Origin of the sequence: Streptomyces sp. NPDC051664, from assembly GCF_044453545.1 — a bacterium.
Lineage (GTDB): Bacteria > Actinomycetota > Actinomycetes > Streptomycetales > Streptomycetaceae > Streptomyces.
The window spans coordinates 82662-98476 of sequence record NZ_JBITCU010000004.1 but is presented as its reverse complement, the minus strand read 5'-3'; the positions used below and the strand labels follow the sequence as shown (position 1 = coordinate 98476).

Genomic DNA, 15815 nt, shown 5'->3' with positions numbered 1-15815 from the left:
GGTGCGGTCGGTCAGCTTCGGTGGGCCGGGGGCGGTGGTCCGGCCGTTGCGCCGGGCCGGAACGCGCAGGCCACCAGGGGTTCGGTGGCCTCCTCCCCCGCGACCAGCGCGGCGAGCATCCGTACAGCCGCCGCGCCGAGTTGGGTGCGGGGGATGTCGAAGCCGGTGGGCTCGGGGCCGTCCGCGAGGTCGGCGGGCGGGCTGCCGAGGAGCGCCAGCGAGGCGTCGCGCGGGCAGTCGATCCCGGTTTCGGTGACGGCGCGGCGCAGGGCGCGCCAGGCAGCTCCGGTGTCGGTCTCCTCGGCGACAAGCGCGGTGACGCCCTCGGCGAGCCAGTCCCGAAGCCGTTCGGGGGTGAGGTCTCGTTCCGGGTCCGCGGAACGGAAGACTGTCTCGGGGCCGCCGGGAAGCCCGGCCGCCTCCAGCCCCTTGAGAAAGCCGTGTTCACGGTCGGTGGAGGCGGTTGCCTCGTCGTCCTCGCGGATCAGCAGCATCCGCCGGTGCCCCAGTGCGGCAAGGCGGGCGACGACCTCGCGGCTGGCGCTCACGTAATCGGCGCCGACCCAGGCCAGGCCCTCCAGTTCGTCCCGGCGGCCGAGATGGACCACCGGGAAGCCGTCGGCGACCAGCCTCTGCAGCTCCTGGGCCGGCGCGTGCCGGCCCAGGAACAGACAGCCGTCGGCGAGGCGGACCCGGCTCAGCGCGTCGGGCCCGGCGGCCCCCGCGCCGCCGGTGCTCGAACCGGTGAACAGCACCAGGTCGTAACCGCGTTCCGCGGCCTCGCGCTCCACGCCCACCAGGAACGGGTAGTACGAGTGCTGCACATCGGTCGGAAACGTCGCGGTGAAGCTGAAGACGCCCAGCAGGTTGTTGCGCGCCGCCGCGAGTCTGCGGGCCGCCGGGTCGGGGACGTAACCGAGGCTGCGTGCCGCCTCCAGAACCTTCTGCCGGGTCTCCTCCGAGATCGTGGCGCCCTGCTTCTTGTCCGCAAGCACAAGCGAGACCGTGGCCTGCGATACCCCGGCGAGCCGTGCGACCTCGGCCTGACGCGGGCGGGCCGTGCGGCCTGCCGGTGCGGGTGAACGGCCGGGCCTGGCCCGCTTCCTGGGTTCCTCCACCATGGCTCCTCAGATCAGGTAATGCGTATTAGTAATGCGCATTAACGAGTACTGTGAAGGTCGGTCCGGTGCCCGTCAAGGGTTCGGACACAACTTCTCCCCGGCGCAAGGGCACCCCCGCCCGCGCGCCGCCAGCCCGTACGGTGTGATCAACCATCCCCACGGTGATCACTCACCCCTGCGAAGAAGGCGGTTCCGCATGTCGCTGTTCGATCTGCCCCTCGACGAACTGCGCGACTATCGCAGCCGTTCGGTGGAGCCGGAGGACTTCGACGCGTTCTGGTCGAAGACCCTCGACGAGGCCAGGTCCCACGACCTCGACGCCCGGTTCGAGCTGCGTACCGGCACAGGGCTGACGACCGTCGACGTGTACGACGTGACGTTCGCGGGCTTCGGCGGTCACCCGGTCAAGGGCTGGTTCGTCGTCCCGGCGGGCACTACCGAACCACTGCCAGTGGTCGTGGAGTTCATCGGCTACGGCGGCGGGCGGGGCCTGGTCCACACCCATCTGCTCTGGGCATCGGCCGGTTTCGCCCACTTCGTCATGGACACCCGGGGCCAGGGCAGCGGCTGGCTCGTCGGCGACACCCCCGACCCGGTGGGCAGCGCGCCCTCGTACCCCGGTTTCATGACCCGTGGCATCGAGGACCCGCACGCGTTCTATTACCGGCGCGTGTTCACCGACGCGGTACGTGCGGTGGAGGCGGCGCGCTCGCATCCGCTGAGCGATGCGGCGCGCACCGCGGCCGTCGGTGTGAGTCAGGGCGGCGGCATCACGCTCGCCGTCGGCGGGCTGATACCCGACCTCACGGCGATCGCGCCGGACGTCCCGTTCCTGTGCGACTTCCCCCGCGCGCTCACCGTCACCGACCGCAACCCGTACCGCGAGGTGGGCAGCTACCTCAAGACGCACCGGGGCCGGGCCGAACGGGCGAGGGCCACTCTGTCCTACTTCGACGGGGTGCACTTCGCCGCACGCGGGCGTGCACCGGCGCTGTTCTCGACGGCTCTGGAGGACATGACCTGCCCGCCCTCGACCGTCTTCGCCGCCTTCAACGCGTACGCCCACCAGGACAAGGCCATCGAGGTGTACGACTTCAATGATCACGAGGGCGGTGGGCCGTTCCAGGAGGCCGCGCAGCTGGGCTGGCTGCCCGGGAAGCTGACAGCCTGATCCCGAAGAAAGGCCCTAGCCACCCACAAGGAGCGTCTTGGACTCCAGGTAGTTCCGTGCGACGTCCTCGGGCAGCCGTCGCCAGCTGTCCACCTGTTCGTTCATGTGGGCAAGGTCGGAGGTCGTCAGCTCAATGTTGAGCCGGTCAAGTGCATCGCGCACCCCGGCGCTGCCGGCCCGCGACCGGCCGACGACGGGGACGAGGTAGTCGGCGTTCTGAAGGTGTTTGTCGTCGGCGAGCAGCACGAGCCCGAAGTTGTCGAGGGTGGCGTCGGTGGTGGTGGTCAGAACGATCTGGTCCCGACCGCTCTGCACGGCCTGTTTGGCCTGGGTGGTGCCGGCACCCTTGGGGTCGACGGTGGTGATGTCGATGCCGTACGTCTTCTTCAGCCCGGGTGCGCAGTATGGCCGCTGCACGCATTCGTCGCCCGCGGCGAGCCGCACCGGCAGCCCGGACCTGCCGAGGTCGCTGAGCGTCTTCAGCCGGTGCCTGGCCGCGTACGGGGCGGCGACGGCGAACGCGTTCCGGCCGACCGCGCGTCCTGGGTCCAGGGCGGTGAGGCCGCGGGGGGCGACCAGGGCGCGCAGGGCCTTCATGGTGGTGCCGAGGTCGGGCGAGCCGACGGGGGTGGCGTCGGCGCCGTTCTTCTTGGCGTTCAGCCAGTCGGCGAAGGTGGCGGCGTACTCCGGTACCACGTCGATCTGGCCGCTCTCCAGCGCCGGTTCGTAGATCTCCCGGTCGGTGACAGAGATGATCTTCGTGGAGTAACCGGCCCGGTCGAGCAGCAGTGCGTACATCTGGGCGAGCAGATCGCTCTCGGTGAAGCCCGCGGAGCCGATGGTGAGGTGTCTGCTGTCGCCCGGCGGGGCTGTGATGTCTCCCTGGTTCTCCAGGGCGGGCCCGGTGGCGCACGCGGTCCCCGTCAGCAGCAGCGTCAGGAGTACGGGTACGGTCCGGCAGGCCTTCATCCGGTGTCCTCGCCGCGCACCCGGGCGGGGGCGAACCGCTGTCCGATCTCGAAGGCCCCTTCGACGATCAGGGCGAAGACGGCGACGAGGATCGCTCCTGCGACCACCTGCGGCGTGGAGGCGAGCTTGAAGCCCGCGGTGATGATCCGGCCGAGTCCCCCGCCGCCCGCCAGTGCGGCAAGGGTGGCGGTGGCGACGAGCTGGACGGCGGCGATCCGTACGCCGGTCAGGATGAGCGGCAGAGCGAGCGGCACCTCGACGCGTACCAGCAGTTGCCGGCCCGTCATGCCCATGCCGCGGGCGGCCTGTACGACATCGCGGTCGACCTCCCGCATCCCCACGTACGCGTTGGTGAGCAGCGGCGGGACGGCGAAGAGCACCAGGGCGACGACGGTCGGCCCCTCGCCGTACCTGCCGATCGGGGTGAGGAGCAGCAGGACGAGGACGGCGAAGGTGGGGACGGCCCGCCCGACGTTGGAGATGTTGACGGCGAGCGCGCCGCCCTTGCCGAGATGGCCGAGGACCAGGGCCACCGGCAGTGCGATGAGGCAGCTGATCAGCAGACAGACGACGGTGAGGAACAGATGCTGTTCGAGGCGGTGCCAGATGCCGTTGTCGCCGGCCCAGTGGGTGGGGCTGGTGAGCCAGGACCAGGTGTCGGAGAGGGTCTTCACGGCTGCCTCCGGGTCCATGGGGTCAGCAGCCGCTGGACGCCGAGCAGCAGCAGGTCGGCGCAGACGGCGATGACGACGCAGAGGACGGATGCGGTGAGCACCTGGGCCTTGAAGTAGGTGTTCATCCCGGAGTAGATGAGATTGCCCAGCCCGCCGTAGCCGACGATCGCGCCGACGGTGACCAGGGAGACCGCGGAGACGGTGGCGATCCGCAGCCCGGCCATGGCGGCGGGGAGAGCGAGTGGAAGCTCCACGGCGACGAGCAGACGGATGGGCCCGTAACCCATGCCGCGGGCGGCCTGCCGGGTCTCCTCGGGCACGGCGCGCAGTCCGGCGAGGATGTTCCGTACCAGCAGGGTGAGCGAGTAGAGGACGAGCCCCGCGACGACGAGCGAGGCGGAGAGTCCGTAGACCGGCAGCAGCAGCGAGAACACCGCGAGCGACGGCACGGTGTAGAGGATGGTCGTCACGCCGAGCACGGGTCCGGCCGCCCAGCGCCGGCGCCGGGCGGCGAGAGCGAGCGGGACGGCGAGGAGCAGTCCGACGAGCACGGAGACCGCGGTCAGCTGGAGATGCTGGATGACGGCGTCCTGGAGGATCTCGCGACGGCTCGTCAGATAGGCCCCGCAGAGCCAGTCGTTGCGCGCGAGGCAGTCGTCGGGTGGCGCGGTCACGTGTTCATTGGAGCGCGGCGAGGCGGGAGCCGCGCGCCTTGATCGACTGTTCGGGGGCTGCGCGGCCGGCCGGAGCGGACCCCGCGGCGATCGCATGCCGTCGGACCGGGCGGCCCCGCGGCTGCTCCGGTGCCGCCACGGCCGACGGGGCGGCGGCGCGCCCGGGCGCCCTCGGAGCCGCCACCGTCTGGCCGGGGTAACAGGCAGCACCGCCGCATGTCGTTCTGCCTGCCGTCCGCCCCCGGCGGACTTATGATCGCCGTCCCGCGCCTTCGCGGGCCTGCGTTCGCGTACCGCCCCCGCAGCCCGAGCGCACCTGATCAGGGTGACGAGGAGAAGTCATGGCCACTCAGTTCGAGGCTACGGTCGAGATCGACCGGCCCATCGCCGAAGTCTTCGCTTATCTCGCCGATGGCGAGCACGACCCGGAGTTCAGTCCACGTGTGATGAGGATCGAGAAGTCGCCGGCCGGGCCGACGGCGGTGGGAACGATGTTTCGGAGCACGGTCAAGGACGCCGGCATGAAGACCCGGCGGGAGTTCCGGATCAAGGAACTGGCGACGCCCACCCGCATCCGCTGGGAGGAGCTCTCGAAGAACCTGGTCACCGCCGCCGAAGGCGGCTACGACCTCGAGGCCACAGCCGACGGAACGACCAAGGTGCGGATCTTCAACGTCTTGGAGGGCCACGGCATCGGCAAGCTCCTCGTGGGCTTCGCCGCCGGTGCCGCGCGCAAGGACGCCCCCGCGTTCGGACAGCGGATCAAGGCGGCGGCCGAGGCTGCGATCGCCCGCTGAGCAAGCGGTGACCCGCCCCGTCGGGCCCGTTCACCTCCTGTGGCGTATCGCCTCCATGGGCCGGTCGACGAGCCCCACGAACACCGTACAAGTGCAGATCACCATGGCGGGGCGAGGACGGCCAGGACCGGACGACGGCGGCCCGGGTCCGTCTCCACGAGAGGAGCCGGCTCACCGCCGTCAGCACCGACGACACCAGCAGTCCGCAGATGAGGACGGTCCACGCGGTATCGGAACCGGCGTTGAATCGACGTTCATGATGTGGAATCTGCTGCACCTGGCGCGGCTGCTCAAGGACGCGGGTGGCATTCCGGCGCACGGGAACCAGCGCTCGGAGGGGGACGCCGGCTGCCACTTCGACTTCGAGAACCCCGAACACCGCTGAATCCGGGAGCCGGAACGGCGACTGGGGCGATCCGAGGGGCCCGCAAGGTGGACGTGGAGGGTTTCACGACGTGTGTGTGAGACTCCGTGTCGACTGACACTTCGAGCTGCGGCCGCGGATGCGTGACCACGTGCGCGGACTGCCGGAGCCGGTCGGCCGGAAGAACGGCCGGAAGCTCGCGGAACTCGTAGGTCACAGCACGCCGGACGGGCTCGAGGGTCTGCGTGAGTCGCCGCAGCCCCAGCGACCCGAACCCGGGTTCCCACGTGGGTCAGGCGCGTCGGCGGCGCGTGTCGCCGTTGGGACATGTCGCCGTTGTGACACGTGAGGTCGGCGACACGTCAGCTTCATCAGTGGATTCTTTCGGACAGGTTGTGACCCCCAGCTGTACGAAAGGGTTTTCACTGATGACATGGATACGCCTGACGGGGGCGATATCGGCAGGGCTGTTGCTGGTTGGCGGAGGTGTGCCGGCCGCTGCCACCACCGCAGGGAAGGCAGCCACCGGGACCGCCACTCGTCCCGCCACCGTGCCGGGGGCTCGCTCCGCGACCGTGCGACTGGTGACCGGTGACCGGGTGACCGTGACGTCGTTGCCCGGCGGACGGCACACCGCGTCGGTGCAGCCCGGCCCCGGGCGCGAGCGTGTCCCCTTCCGGACGCTGGAGGGGGACGACAAGGCACTGACCGTGATCCCGTTCGACGCCGAGCCGTTGGTGTCCGCCGGCACGCTGGACCGCCGCCTCTTCAATGTGACGGCCCTGATCGCCGATGGCTACGACGAGGCCCATGCCTCCGTGCTTCCGCTGATCGTCTCCTCGGAGCCGTCACGGGTCGGGGCCAGGGTCAGCTCGCAGGCGGCGAAGGCCGCCGCGGCGACCGCTGACCGGCTGGTGGCGTTCAAGGCGGCCGCGACGCCTGCCCGTAGGCTGGAGAGCCTCGACGCGCGGTCGCTGCGGGTCGCCGACGACGACCTGGGCCGCTTCTGGAAGACGCTGAACCCCGGCGGAAAGTCTGACGCCGCCCGTGCCGTGGTCGCTCCGCGGGTCTCGCTGGACGGCAAGGTGAAGGCCGTGCTGGACCGCAGTACCGCGCAGATCAACGCGCCCGCCGCCTGGAAGGCCGGCTACGAGGGCCAGGGCGTGAAGGTGGCCGTGCTGGACACCGGTGTCGACGCGAACCACCCCGACCTGACCGGCCGCGTTGCGGAGGCGAAGGACTTCTCCGGCAGCCCGAGCACGGACGACCACTTCGGCCACGGCACGCACGTCGCCGCGACCGTCGGTGGCACGGGCGCCGCGTCCTCGGGCACCCGGCGCGGTGTCGCGCCCCGCGCCGACCTGCTGATCGGCAAGGTACTGGGCGACGACGGCTACGGCTCGGAGTCGTCCGTCATCGACGGCATGGAATGGGCTGCCTCCCAGCACGCCAAGGTCGTCAACATGAGCCTCGGTTCGGACAGCGAAACCGATGGCACCGACCCGATGAGCCAGGCCGTCAACACCTTGACCGCGTCGACCGACACGCTCTTCGTGGTCGCCGCGGGCAACGCCGGCCCGGGCCCGTCCACAGTCGGGTCGCCGGGTGCGGCCGACGCCGCGCTGACCGTCGGGGCCGTCGACCGCGACGACTCCCTCGCTTCCTTCTCCAGCCGCGGCCCGCGTCTGGGCGACGCGGCGGTCAAGCCCGACGTGACCGCCCCCGGCGTCGGCATCGTCGCCGCCCGCGCGTCCGGCACCACCATGGGCGACCCGGTCGATGCCAACTACACCTCCGCGTCAGGCACTTCGATGGCGACCCCGCATGTCGCCGGCGCCGCCGCACTGCTGGCCCAGCAGCACCCCGACTGGGGCGCCCAGCAACTCAAGGACGCCCTGATCAGCACCTCGCACACGGTGCCCGGCACCAAGGTGACCGAGCAGGGCGGCGGCCGCATCGACCTGGCCACGGCCATGGGCCCTGTCACGGCCACCGGCAGCGTCACCCTCGCTCCCGTCTACACCGGCGGCAGCGGGAAGCAGCAGGGGGCCACCGTCCGCTACACCAACACCGGCGACAAGGCGGTGACGCTCTCCCTGGCTGCCGCCCTGGCCACCAACACCGGGCGCACCCTCGCCGGCGGCGTGGTCACCCTCGGCTCCGACACGGTGCGGCTGGCCCCCGGCGCCACGGCCGAAGTACCGCTGCGCACCGAGGCGGCGAACGCCGTCCGCGGCAAGTACTACGGCTACGTAACCGCCACATCTGCCGACGGCACCGTGCTCGCCCACACCACTGTGGCCCTGAACGTGCACGCCCCGGTGCACAAGCTCACCGTGGTCGCCCGCGACCGCGACGGCAAGGTCATCGAGGGCGCGGCTCCGGTCATCTGGGGCGCCGACGGCTTCGTGAACTACACGAGCCTGGAGCCGGCCGTCGCCGAAGTGGAGGAGGGCACCTACCAGCTCAGCTTCGGCACGCTGGACCGGGCGGCCGACGGCCAGGAGTTGCGCGAGGTGGTCAACCCGGAGGTGAAGGTCACCAAGGACATGTCGGTGACGCTCAACGCCGCCGACACCACCCCGGTGCAGATCCGCACGCCCCGCCCGGCCGAGCAGCGCGGTGTGCTCAGCTACCAGACGTACCGGAAGATCGACGGCAACGGCCTGATCCAGGGCGTGATGTTCTTCGACATCGCCAAGCGGATCTACGTCAGCCCCACCGCCAAGGTCACCGACGGCGACTTCGAGTTCTCCTCTCGCTGGCAGATGGTGGCCCCGCAGCTGCAGGCGAAGGTGTCCGGTACGTCGCTGGACTTCAGCCCGTATTACGTGAACACCTCCCCGGCCTTCAGTGACAAGGGAGCACGGCTGACCGCCGTGGACGCCGGCAAGGGCACGAGCGCCGAGCTTCGCGCCGCACACGTACGCGGCAAGCTGGCCGTCGTCCGCTGGGACTTCTCCGACGACCGGGCGCTCGCGCAGGCCGCGGCGGACGCCGGGGCCAAGGCACTGATGCTGGTCGTGGAGGAAGGCTTCTACCCCTGGACGCGGTGGAACCCGACCGGTGACCGGATGGCCGTGCCCACCATGCGCGCCGGCACGGCGGAAGGCACCGCGCTGCTCGAGCGCGCCAAGCAGCGGACCACGACGGTGGAGTTCTCCGGCACGGTCCGCAGCCCGTACCTGTACGACGTGATGCAGGTGTCCAAGGGCTCCGTCCCCAAGCGGCTGGTGTACACCGTCTCCGAGCGCGAGAGCGCGGTTGTCCGCAGCACGTACACCCGCACCGGTGCCTCGTCCTGGGCGAGCGAGCAGCGTTTCGGATGGCGGCCGTACCAGGACACCGCGTGGAACCAGTACACGCGCTACGTTCCGGCGGGACAGGAACGCGTCGAGTACGTGACCGGCGGTGACACGCTGTGGAAGCATGTCGTGCACCACAACGTCATCGACGTCCCCGACTTCCCGCTGGCGGCCGGCATGCACGACGACACGCGTACCTACCGGCCGGGCCAGCGCGCCACGGAGCGCTGGTACGGAGCGGTGGTCCGCCCGTCGATCCCGCGTGGTGGGCAACTGCCGTCGGTGCGCAACGGCGACACCTTGTCGGTGTACGTGCCGGAGTTCAACGACTCCGGCGCCGGCCACTGGTCGTTCGCGGAGGCCGACCCCTTCGGTGGCGGCGTCGGCACCGGCGTCACGGCGGCCGCGGTGAGCGACACGGCCACGGCGGCGCTGTACCGGAACGGAAAGCGGATCGCCGAGTCCGACCAGGGCGCGTGGGGCAACTTCGAGGTACCCGCGGGCGACGCCGAATACCGGATGGACCTGACGACCGCCCGTACCTCGGACGACTGGCGCTTCGGCACCGGCACGCGAACGTCGTGGACCTTCCGCTCCGACACCGCAGCCCACACGGCCCTGCTGCCGATGCTCCAGGTCGACTACACCGTGCCGGTCGACGTCCGGAACGCGGTGGGCTCGCAGCGCAGGCACACTCTCGGCCTGGACGTCCGGATGCAGGACGGCATGGCGGCGCCGCGCGGCGTGACGCTGAAGGTCGAGACGTCCTACGACGACGGGCGGACCTGGACCACTGCCACCACGGCCCGCAAGGGCAGCGGCTTCACCGCCGTCGTGGAGCGGCCGGCCCGGATGCACGGCGACGCGTACGTGACGCTGCGCGTGACCGCGAAGGACGCGGCCGGCAACACCGTCCGGCAGACAGTGGACCGCGCGTACCTGCAGCGCGGCACCGCATGAGGCGCCGGGAACGGTAGCGCGGACCTGACCGGCTGAATCGCGGCGGGTGCCAGGGGGTGTGAGCCCTGGCACCCGCCGTGCCATGTCCATGTCCCGGCCATACTTCGGGACGATGCCGGTCCGACCGACGGGGACAGGCTTCGCGCCGATATTCTGCAGGACGTGATCAACTCATGTGCGGGCCTTGACGATGCAGGTGTTGCGATAGCTGCGGCACGTGCCGGCGCGGACGTGGTGCACACCATGTACGGCCGGCATCTCACCCGCATCGACAAGGGCGCCGGAGACTTCGCCACCGCCGCAGACGTGGAGGCCGAGAAGACGATTCTCGGCGTCATCCGTGCCGCCCGGCCCGATGATGCGGTGCTCGGCGAGGAGGGTGGGCAGCAGGGTGCCGCCGACGCGGCGCGCCAGTGGTTGGTGGATCCCTTGTGCGGCACGCTGAACTACGCCGTCGGCAACATGCTGGTGGCCGTCAACGTGGCACTCCGCGACGGGGCGGCGGCGGTGGCCGACCCGTTCAGCGGCGAGGTCTTCTTCACCGACGGTGAGACCGCCGGGGTGCGGCGGAACGGCGCAGACGCGCGGCTGACGCCCACGCCCGCCACCCAACTGGTGGACGTCAACCTGGATCCGCCGTTCCCGAGTGCACCGGGGTTCCGGGCCGTGGACCTGCTGGGCCACCCCGGGTTCGTCGAGCGGTTCCGGCCGCGGGTCGTGTCCACGACGCTGGCGTTGGCCTGGGTCGCCGCCGGCAAGCGCGCCGCGTATGTCACCGATGGCGGCGACCTTTCCGGGAGCGTGCATTTCGCCGCGGGCATCGCCGTGTGCCGGGCCGCCGGCTGCGTCGTCACCGGGATCGACGGCGCCCCGATCGGGCGGGCAGGCCGCGGGCTTGTCGTGGCCGCCGACGCCGACACCCACGGGCTGCTGATGTCGATGATCCGCAGCCGACGCCGGAACCGCACCTGACCTCGTCACAGGTGCGGCCGGAGTTGCAGCAGAGCCGGAGCGGGCACCACCGATCACACGAATGCCCCGCCACCACCATGGGCGACAGGGCATCGTCATGCCGTCAGTTCGTCGGGTAACGCGTCACCTTCGACACCTTGCACGTCACGTTGGCCGGCACCTTCACGAGGCCCTGCGCCTTCTCCTTGGCCTTCTGCCCCACGGCCAGGCTGTCGGTTGCGGCCAAGCCCTCGCCGAGACGTGTACCGGAACCGTCCACGAACTCCACGTTGACGACGTAGGTCGCCTTCGAGTCGCCGTGGTTCACGATCTCCACATCAGCGACCGGCCACGTCGTCAGCGAATCCACCACGCACTTGGTGAGCTTCACATCCGCCTCGGGGCTCCCTTCCTCGACGGCGGGCTTCTCGGAGGGTGCGTCCTTCCCAGGTGCCTTGTCCTGCGGCGCCTCGGTCGTCGGCAGCGTCCGCGTCTTCGGTGCATGGCTGACCGTGACTGCCACCAGCGCACCGCAGCCGCCGAGCAGTACCAGCCCACCGAGCACCGACAGCGTCACGATCAGCCCGGTATTCGACTTCCTGGGCGGCGGCGCGCCCCACCCCGCGCCCTGCTGGGGCCACTGCTGATACGGCGGCGGAGGAGGTTGCTGCCCCCACTGGGGCGGCTGCTGGGGCTCCTGACCCGGCTGCTGGCCGGGTTGCTGAGGCGGGTAGCCGTACGACATGTGATCCCCTCATGGGATGCGCGTGGTCCTGAGTCCGCTCACGCTATGCCTGTCCGGAATGTTCTGGCCCGCTCGTGTCGGATTCGTGACAGGCCTGCTCGGCCGCGCCCTGGACGCGGCCGAGCAGGCCTGTCTCGCGCGAGCCCCCTCGCACCGGCTACCAGGGCGAGATCGGCTGGACGCCGATGCGGCGCCCCTGCTCGTCGAGCAGGTGGCCCATGCGTTTGGCTGTGTGCAGGCCGACGATGCGGTCGGTCACCGTGAGGGTGGGCAAGCGGGCGCACAGGGCGGTCTCGCGCCGCTGGATGTCACCGAGGTCGTGCACCCAGAGCGTGGCGAAGATGTTCGCGGGACCGGTCACGGCCGCGATCAGACGGCACTCGGGCAGGGCGGCGAAGGTGCGGTGGACGGTGCCGATGTCCCGCGCGGGCACCTGGCCGAGCAGGGAGACCGGGACGGGGTGCCCGGCGAGCGCGGAGGCGATGTCGCAGCGGAAGGTCAGGACGGCGGAGTCGGTGAGACGGCGCAGGCGGCGGCGGACGGTGGCCGGGCTGGTGGCCGTGCGCTCGGCGAGTTCGGACAGGCCGAGGCGGCCGTCGCGGACCAGTTCGTCGAGCAGGGCCCGGTCGACGGGATCGAGTGCGAGCGTACGGACCGGCTCCCGCGCCCCCTCCGCGCTGCCGAGCGTGGTCAGCTGGGCGGGTTCCAGGGAGCGTAGCCGCCAGCGGCTGCCTTCGACGTACAGCGACGTGGCGAACAGACAGGTCACCGAGACGATGCCGGACAGCCGGTCCAGCTTCTCGTTGAGGAATCGGCTGAGCGAGGGCAGGTCCGGGGCCAGCACGTCGAGGAGCAGGTCGGCACTGCCGGGCCCGGTCAGCTCGATCGTCACTGCTTCCGGGAGGGCGCTCAGCTCCGTGATCAGCCGGGACCGCTCCTGAGGAAGGCAGCGCAGCAGCACGAAGGCCGTACAGCGGTTACGCGTGAACTCTCGTCCGGGCGCCGCGTACACCCAGGCGAGCCCCGCCCCGGTCAGCCGCTCCCAGCGCCGCGCCAGCGTTCCCGCGGTCACGCCGAGCAGCGGTGACAGCTCCGACCAGGAGGACCGGGGCCGCAATTGGAGGGCGTTCACGAGAGCGAGGTCGAGCTCGCTGGCGGTGACCGTTTCTCGCATCACAAGCACTCCGTACGTACGAATCCATGAATATTCGGGGCCATGTGTGCCTCGGCCCGCACAGTAGCCACCACATTCGGTTCCGGCCACCAGATGATCCAGAGGTGAACCTGTGTCCACACGCATATCGGGAACACGACGCGGACCCGGAGCGCTGAGCTCCGGCTCGGGCATGCTCGCGACGATGGCTGTGGTCATCCTGTTCAGCGGCATCGTCCAGGGCTATCTGACGCCGTTGCTGCCCGAGGTCGGCCTGCGCCTGCACATCGGCGCCGTGGGGCAGAACAACATCTACCTGCTGTCCCAACTGGCCTTCGCGGTCATGACGCCGCTGCTCTCCCGGCTCGGCGACCTGTACGGGCACCGCAAACTCCTGCGGGTGGCCCTCGCGATGGTGGCGGGCGGCTCGCTCCTGATCGCCGTGCGGCCGTCCGCCGTGACCCTCGCCGTCGGCGTGACGCTCCAGGGCGCCCTGGTCGGCTTCTTCCCGCTCCTCGTGGGCATCCTCCGCTCCCGCGCACCCGAGCGGAACCGCATCGGCATCTCCCTCCTCGTGGGTGTCCTGCTCATCGCGATCGGAGTGGGCGGCCTCGTGGCGGGTGCACTCAGCGAGCACCATGCGGAAGCCGGACTGTGGACGGCCGTCCCGGTCGCCGTCCTCGCCGTGGTCGCGGGCCTCGTCCTGCCTGACAGCGACGCCCCGCGTGGCGGGCGCTTCCACTACGGGGCGGCGGCGCTGCTCACCGTGGGCCTGGTGGCGCTCGTCCTGGTCCTCGCGCAGGGCAGTACGTGGGGCTGGGGCGCGCCGCGCACAATCGCTCTCGGCGTCGCGGCCCTCGCCGTCCTCGCGGCCTGGGTGGCGGTCGAACAGCGGTCCGCACATCCCCTGGTCAGCGTGCGGATGCTGAGCAATCCCCGTCTCGCGGTGGTCAGCGGCTACACCTTCTGCGCCTCCTTCGGCACCATCGGCTTCCTCGGCGCCAACGCCCTCTTTCTCGGTGCCTCACGGTCCGCGAACGGCTACGGCATGGGTCTGGGACCGCAGGCGATCGCCACCATCTCGCTGGCCATGGTGACCGCGGGATTCGCCGGCTCCACGCTGACCCCGCGCCTTGCCCGGCGGCTCGGCGACCGCGCCGTACTCGCCTCGGGCGGCGGACTCATCGCGCTCGGCTTCCTGGGGATGGCTCTCTTCCACGACACCCTCACCCAGTACGTGGCCTGCGCCCTCGTCGTGGGCCTCGCGACCGGGCTCTTCGAGTCGATCACCCGGACCCTGTCTGCGGAGGTCGTCGAGGAACAGGAGACCGCTCTCGCCGTCGGCCTCAACGAACTGGCCCTCTCCCTCGGCGCGGCCATCGGCGCCGCCGTGATCGGCGCGTTCTTCGCGGCCCACGCCGTGCGCGGCACCACGCGCATCGCCGAGTCCGGCTACCTGTGGGGCTGGGGCGCGTGCGCCTGCGCCGCCTTTGTCGGCACGGCCCTCGCGCTGCGCTATCGCAGCCCACGCGAAGCGCACGCGACATACGGACAGCAGCCGGCGCAGAGTGGAGAGCTCGCATGACGAACCCCCTGGGCATGCAGAGGACAGTGACCGAAGCAGTGCGTTCCTGGAGCGATCGGCTCGTGGCCCTCAGCCACGGGCTGCACGACGAACCCGAGACCGCCCTCCAGGAACACCGCTCGGCGGCCAGGATCGCCGATCTCCTCGAGACAGCCGGTTTCACCGTCACCCGGGGCGCCGCCGACCTCCCCACTGCCCTCGTCGCCACCCGCGGATCCGGCGACCTCGTCATCGGATTCTGCGCCGAGTACGACGCCCTGCCCGGCATCGGCCACGCCTGCGGGCACAACGTCAACGGGGCCGCAGCCGTCGGCGCCGCGCTCGCACTCGCCGCCGTCGCGGACGAACTCGATCTGACGGTGAAGCTGATCGGTACCCCCGCCGAGGAGGACATCGGAGGGAAAGTCCTCCTCCTCGATGCCGGAGTCTTCGACGACGTAGCTGCAGCGATGATGGTGCACGCTGCCCCCGACGACAGCGTCGGCGCCTCCTCACTGGCCATCGGGGCCTGGGACATCACCTACCGCGGCAAGCCCTCCCACGCCGCGCTCGCCCCATGGGAAGGCATCAACGCCCTCGACGCGATGACCGTCGCCCACACTGCGGTCGGACTGCTCCGCCAGCAGCTGCCGCCCGGTGTGGTCGTGCACGGCATCGTCACCGACGGCGGCCAGGCCGTGAACGTCATCCCGGCCCGCACCCGCGCGCGCTGCGAGGTCAGGGCGCTGACCGTGGAGCAGCTCGGCGAGGCGTGGCAGCGGGTGCGCGCTTGCTTCGAGGCCGGGGCGCTCGCCACAGGTGCCGAGCTCGAGCTGCGCCCGCACGGAAGGAACTTCGCCGATCTGCGCCAGGACCCCGACATGACGGAGCTCTACGTCAGGGCGCTCGGCGAACTGGGCCGTACGGCGATGTCACGGTGCGGCGAGACGATGGCGTCGACGGACATGGGCAACGTCTCGCAGCTCATCCCCACGATCCACCCCACGATCGGCTACGACACAGACGGCGCCAAGCAGCACACTCCCGAATTCACCGCGTACGGCAAGAGCCCGGGAGCCGACCGGGCGGTGCTCGACGGGGCGACCGCGCTCGCCCTGACCGGTGCTGGTCTGGCGACGTCGCAGGCCCAGCGGAGCCGACTGCTCGACGGGGTGAGGCGGCGGCAACGGAGTCAGCCGGCGGCCGGCCCGAGCAGCTCGCCACCGACACGAGCAGTTCGCCTTGCCCCAGGAACGTGAGGCGCAGGTCCAGGATGGAAATCGAGGACGGCATCACAGCTCCGGATACCCGCGTACTCCCCCGGGACCCCTCGGGCTGGACGTTCGGCAGTCCGGTACCACTGGTCC

At 70.9% G+C, this 15815-nt stretch carries 12 protein-coding genes and 1 pseudogene; 7 read left to right on the top strand and 6 right to left on the bottom strand.

Going from position 1 to position 15815, the window contains the following annotated elements:
- Window positions 1-11 precede the first annotated feature (11 nt).
- Entirely contained in the window at window positions 12-1121 is a 1110-nt protein-coding gene (locus tag ACIA8E_RS09485; protein WP_399296198.1) for a LacI family DNA-binding transcriptional regulator, read from the bottom strand.
- A gap of 196 nt (window positions 1122-1317) precedes the next feature.
- On the opposite strand from ACIA8E_RS09485, the gene ACIA8E_RS09480 reads away from it, so the two are divergent.
- A complete protein-coding gene (locus ACIA8E_RS09480) occupies window positions 1318-2292 on the top strand; it encodes an acetylxylan esterase (protein ID WP_399296196.1) in 975 nt (324 codons plus the stop codon).
- A gap of 15 nt (window positions 2293-2307) precedes the next feature.
- On the opposite strand, the gene ACIA8E_RS09475 is transcribed toward ACIA8E_RS09480, so the two are convergent.
- From ACIA8E_RS09475 to ACIA8E_RS09465, 3 genes are read right to left on the bottom strand one after another with little or no spacing between them, the layout of a single operon-like run.
- Entirely contained in the window at window positions 2308-3261 is a 954-nt protein-coding gene (locus ACIA8E_RS09475; protein WP_399296194.1) for an ABC transporter substrate-binding protein, read from the bottom strand.
- The gene (locus tag ACIA8E_RS09470) at window positions 3258-3935 is read right to left on the bottom strand and encodes an ABC transporter permease (protein ID WP_399296192.1); all 678 of its coding nucleotides are present in this window, start codon (window positions 3933-3935) and stop codon (window positions 3258-3260) included. Before ACIA8E_RS09470 ends, ACIA8E_RS09475 begins: the two co-directional genes overlap by 4 nt.
- Window positions 3932-4609 (bottom strand): ABC transporter permease, encoded by a 678-nt coding sequence (locus ACIA8E_RS09465; protein WP_399296190.1) that lies wholly within the window; start codon window positions 4607-4609, stop codon window positions 3932-3934. The genes ACIA8E_RS09470 and ACIA8E_RS09465 overlap by 4 nt, the downstream gene beginning before the upstream one ends.
- Before the next feature lie 341 nt (window positions 4610-4950).
- Here ACIA8E_RS09465 and ACIA8E_RS09460 point away from each other — a divergent pair, with 341 nt between their 5' ends.
- From ACIA8E_RS09460 to ACIA8E_RS09445, 4 genes and pseudogenes are all read left to right on the top strand, one after another.
- On the top strand, window positions 4951-5406 hold the full coding sequence (locus tag ACIA8E_RS09460) for an SRPBCC family protein (protein WP_399296188.1): 456 nt from the start codon (window positions 4951-4953) through the stop codon (window positions 5404-5406).
- A gap of 250 nt (window positions 5407-5656) precedes the next feature.
- Window positions 5657-5791, top strand: a pseudogene (locus ACIA8E_RS09455) (flavodoxin family protein); the annotation flags it as partial.
- A 407-nt stretch (window positions 5792-6198) separates the two neighbouring features.
- A complete protein-coding gene (locus ACIA8E_RS09450) occupies window positions 6199-10035 on the top strand; it encodes a S8 family serine peptidase (RefSeq protein ID WP_399296186.1) in 3837 nt (1278 codons plus the stop codon).
- Window positions 10036-10197: 162 nt separating this feature from the next.
- On the top strand, window positions 10198-11007 hold the full coding sequence (locus ACIA8E_RS09445; RefSeq protein WP_399296185.1) for an inositol monophosphatase family protein: 810 nt from the start codon (window positions 10198-10200) through the stop codon (window positions 11005-11007).
- Window positions 11008-11110: 103 nt separating this feature from the next.
- Here ACIA8E_RS09445 and ACIA8E_RS09440 read toward each other — a convergent pair whose 3' ends face one another.
- Together ACIA8E_RS09440 and ACIA8E_RS09435 are read right to left on the bottom strand one after the other, a co-directional pair.
- Window positions 11111-11731 (bottom strand): FxLYD domain-containing protein, encoded by a 621-nt coding sequence (locus ACIA8E_RS09440; protein ID WP_399296183.1) that lies wholly within the window; start codon window positions 11729-11731, stop codon window positions 11111-11113.
- Between the two features lie 157 nt (window positions 11732-11888).
- Window positions 11889-12905, bottom strand: a complete 1017-nt coding sequence (locus tag ACIA8E_RS09435; RefSeq protein WP_399296181.1) for an Lrp/AsnC family transcriptional regulator — start codon at window positions 12903-12905, stop codon at window positions 11889-11891.
- 184 nt (window positions 12906-13089) lie between these two features.
- Here ACIA8E_RS09435 and ACIA8E_RS09430 point away from each other — a divergent pair, with 184 nt between their 5' ends.
- Entirely contained in the window at window positions 13090-14469 is a 1380-nt protein-coding gene (locus ACIA8E_RS09430; protein WP_399296179.1) for an MFS transporter, read from the top strand.
- Window positions 14466-15707: a M20 family metallopeptidase gene (locus ACIA8E_RS09425; RefSeq protein ID WP_399296178.1), complete on the top strand. Its 1242-nt coding sequence runs from the start codon at window positions 14466-14468 to the stop codon at window positions 15705-15707. The genes ACIA8E_RS09430 and ACIA8E_RS09425 overlap by 4 nt, the downstream gene beginning before the upstream one ends.
- The last annotated feature ends 108 nt before the right edge of the window (window positions 15708-15815 follow it).

Excerpts from the sequence above, each read along its gene's own strand:
- ACIA8E_RS09485 (WP_399296198.1), bottom strand. The coding sequence starts at position 1,121 with ATGGTGGAGGAACCCAGGAAGCGGGCCAGGCCCGGCCGTTCACCCGCA.
- ACIA8E_RS09480 (WP_399296196.1), top strand. The coding sequence starts at position 1,318 with ATGTCGCTGTTCGATCTGCCCCTCGACGAACTGCGCGACTATCGCAGC.
- ACIA8E_RS09475 (WP_399296194.1), bottom strand. The coding sequence starts at position 3,261 with ATGAAGGCCTGCCGGACCGTACCCGTACTCCTGACGCTGCTGCTGACG.
- ACIA8E_RS09460 (WP_399296188.1), top strand. The coding sequence starts at position 4,951 with ATGGCCACTCAGTTCGAGGCTACGGTCGAGATCGACCGGCCCATCGCC.
- ACIA8E_RS09450 (WP_399296186.1), top strand. The coding sequence starts at position 6,199 with ATGACATGGATACGCCTGACGGGGGCGATATCGGCAGGGCTGTTGCTG.
- ACIA8E_RS09440 (WP_399296183.1), bottom strand. The coding sequence starts at position 11,731 with ATGTCGTACGGCTACCCGCCTCAGCAACCCGGCCAGCAGCCGGGTCAG.
- ACIA8E_RS09435 (WP_399296181.1), bottom strand. The coding sequence starts at position 12,905 with ATGCGAGAAACGGTCACCGCCAGCGAGCTCGACCTCGCTCTCGTGAAC.
- ACIA8E_RS09430 (WP_399296179.1), top strand. The coding sequence starts at position 13,090 with ATGGCTGTGGTCATCCTGTTCAGCGGCATCGTCCAGGGCTATCTGACG.
- ACIA8E_RS09425 (WP_399296178.1), top strand. The coding sequence starts at position 14,466 with ATGACGAACCCCCTGGGCATGCAGAGGACAGTGACCGAAGCAGTGCGT.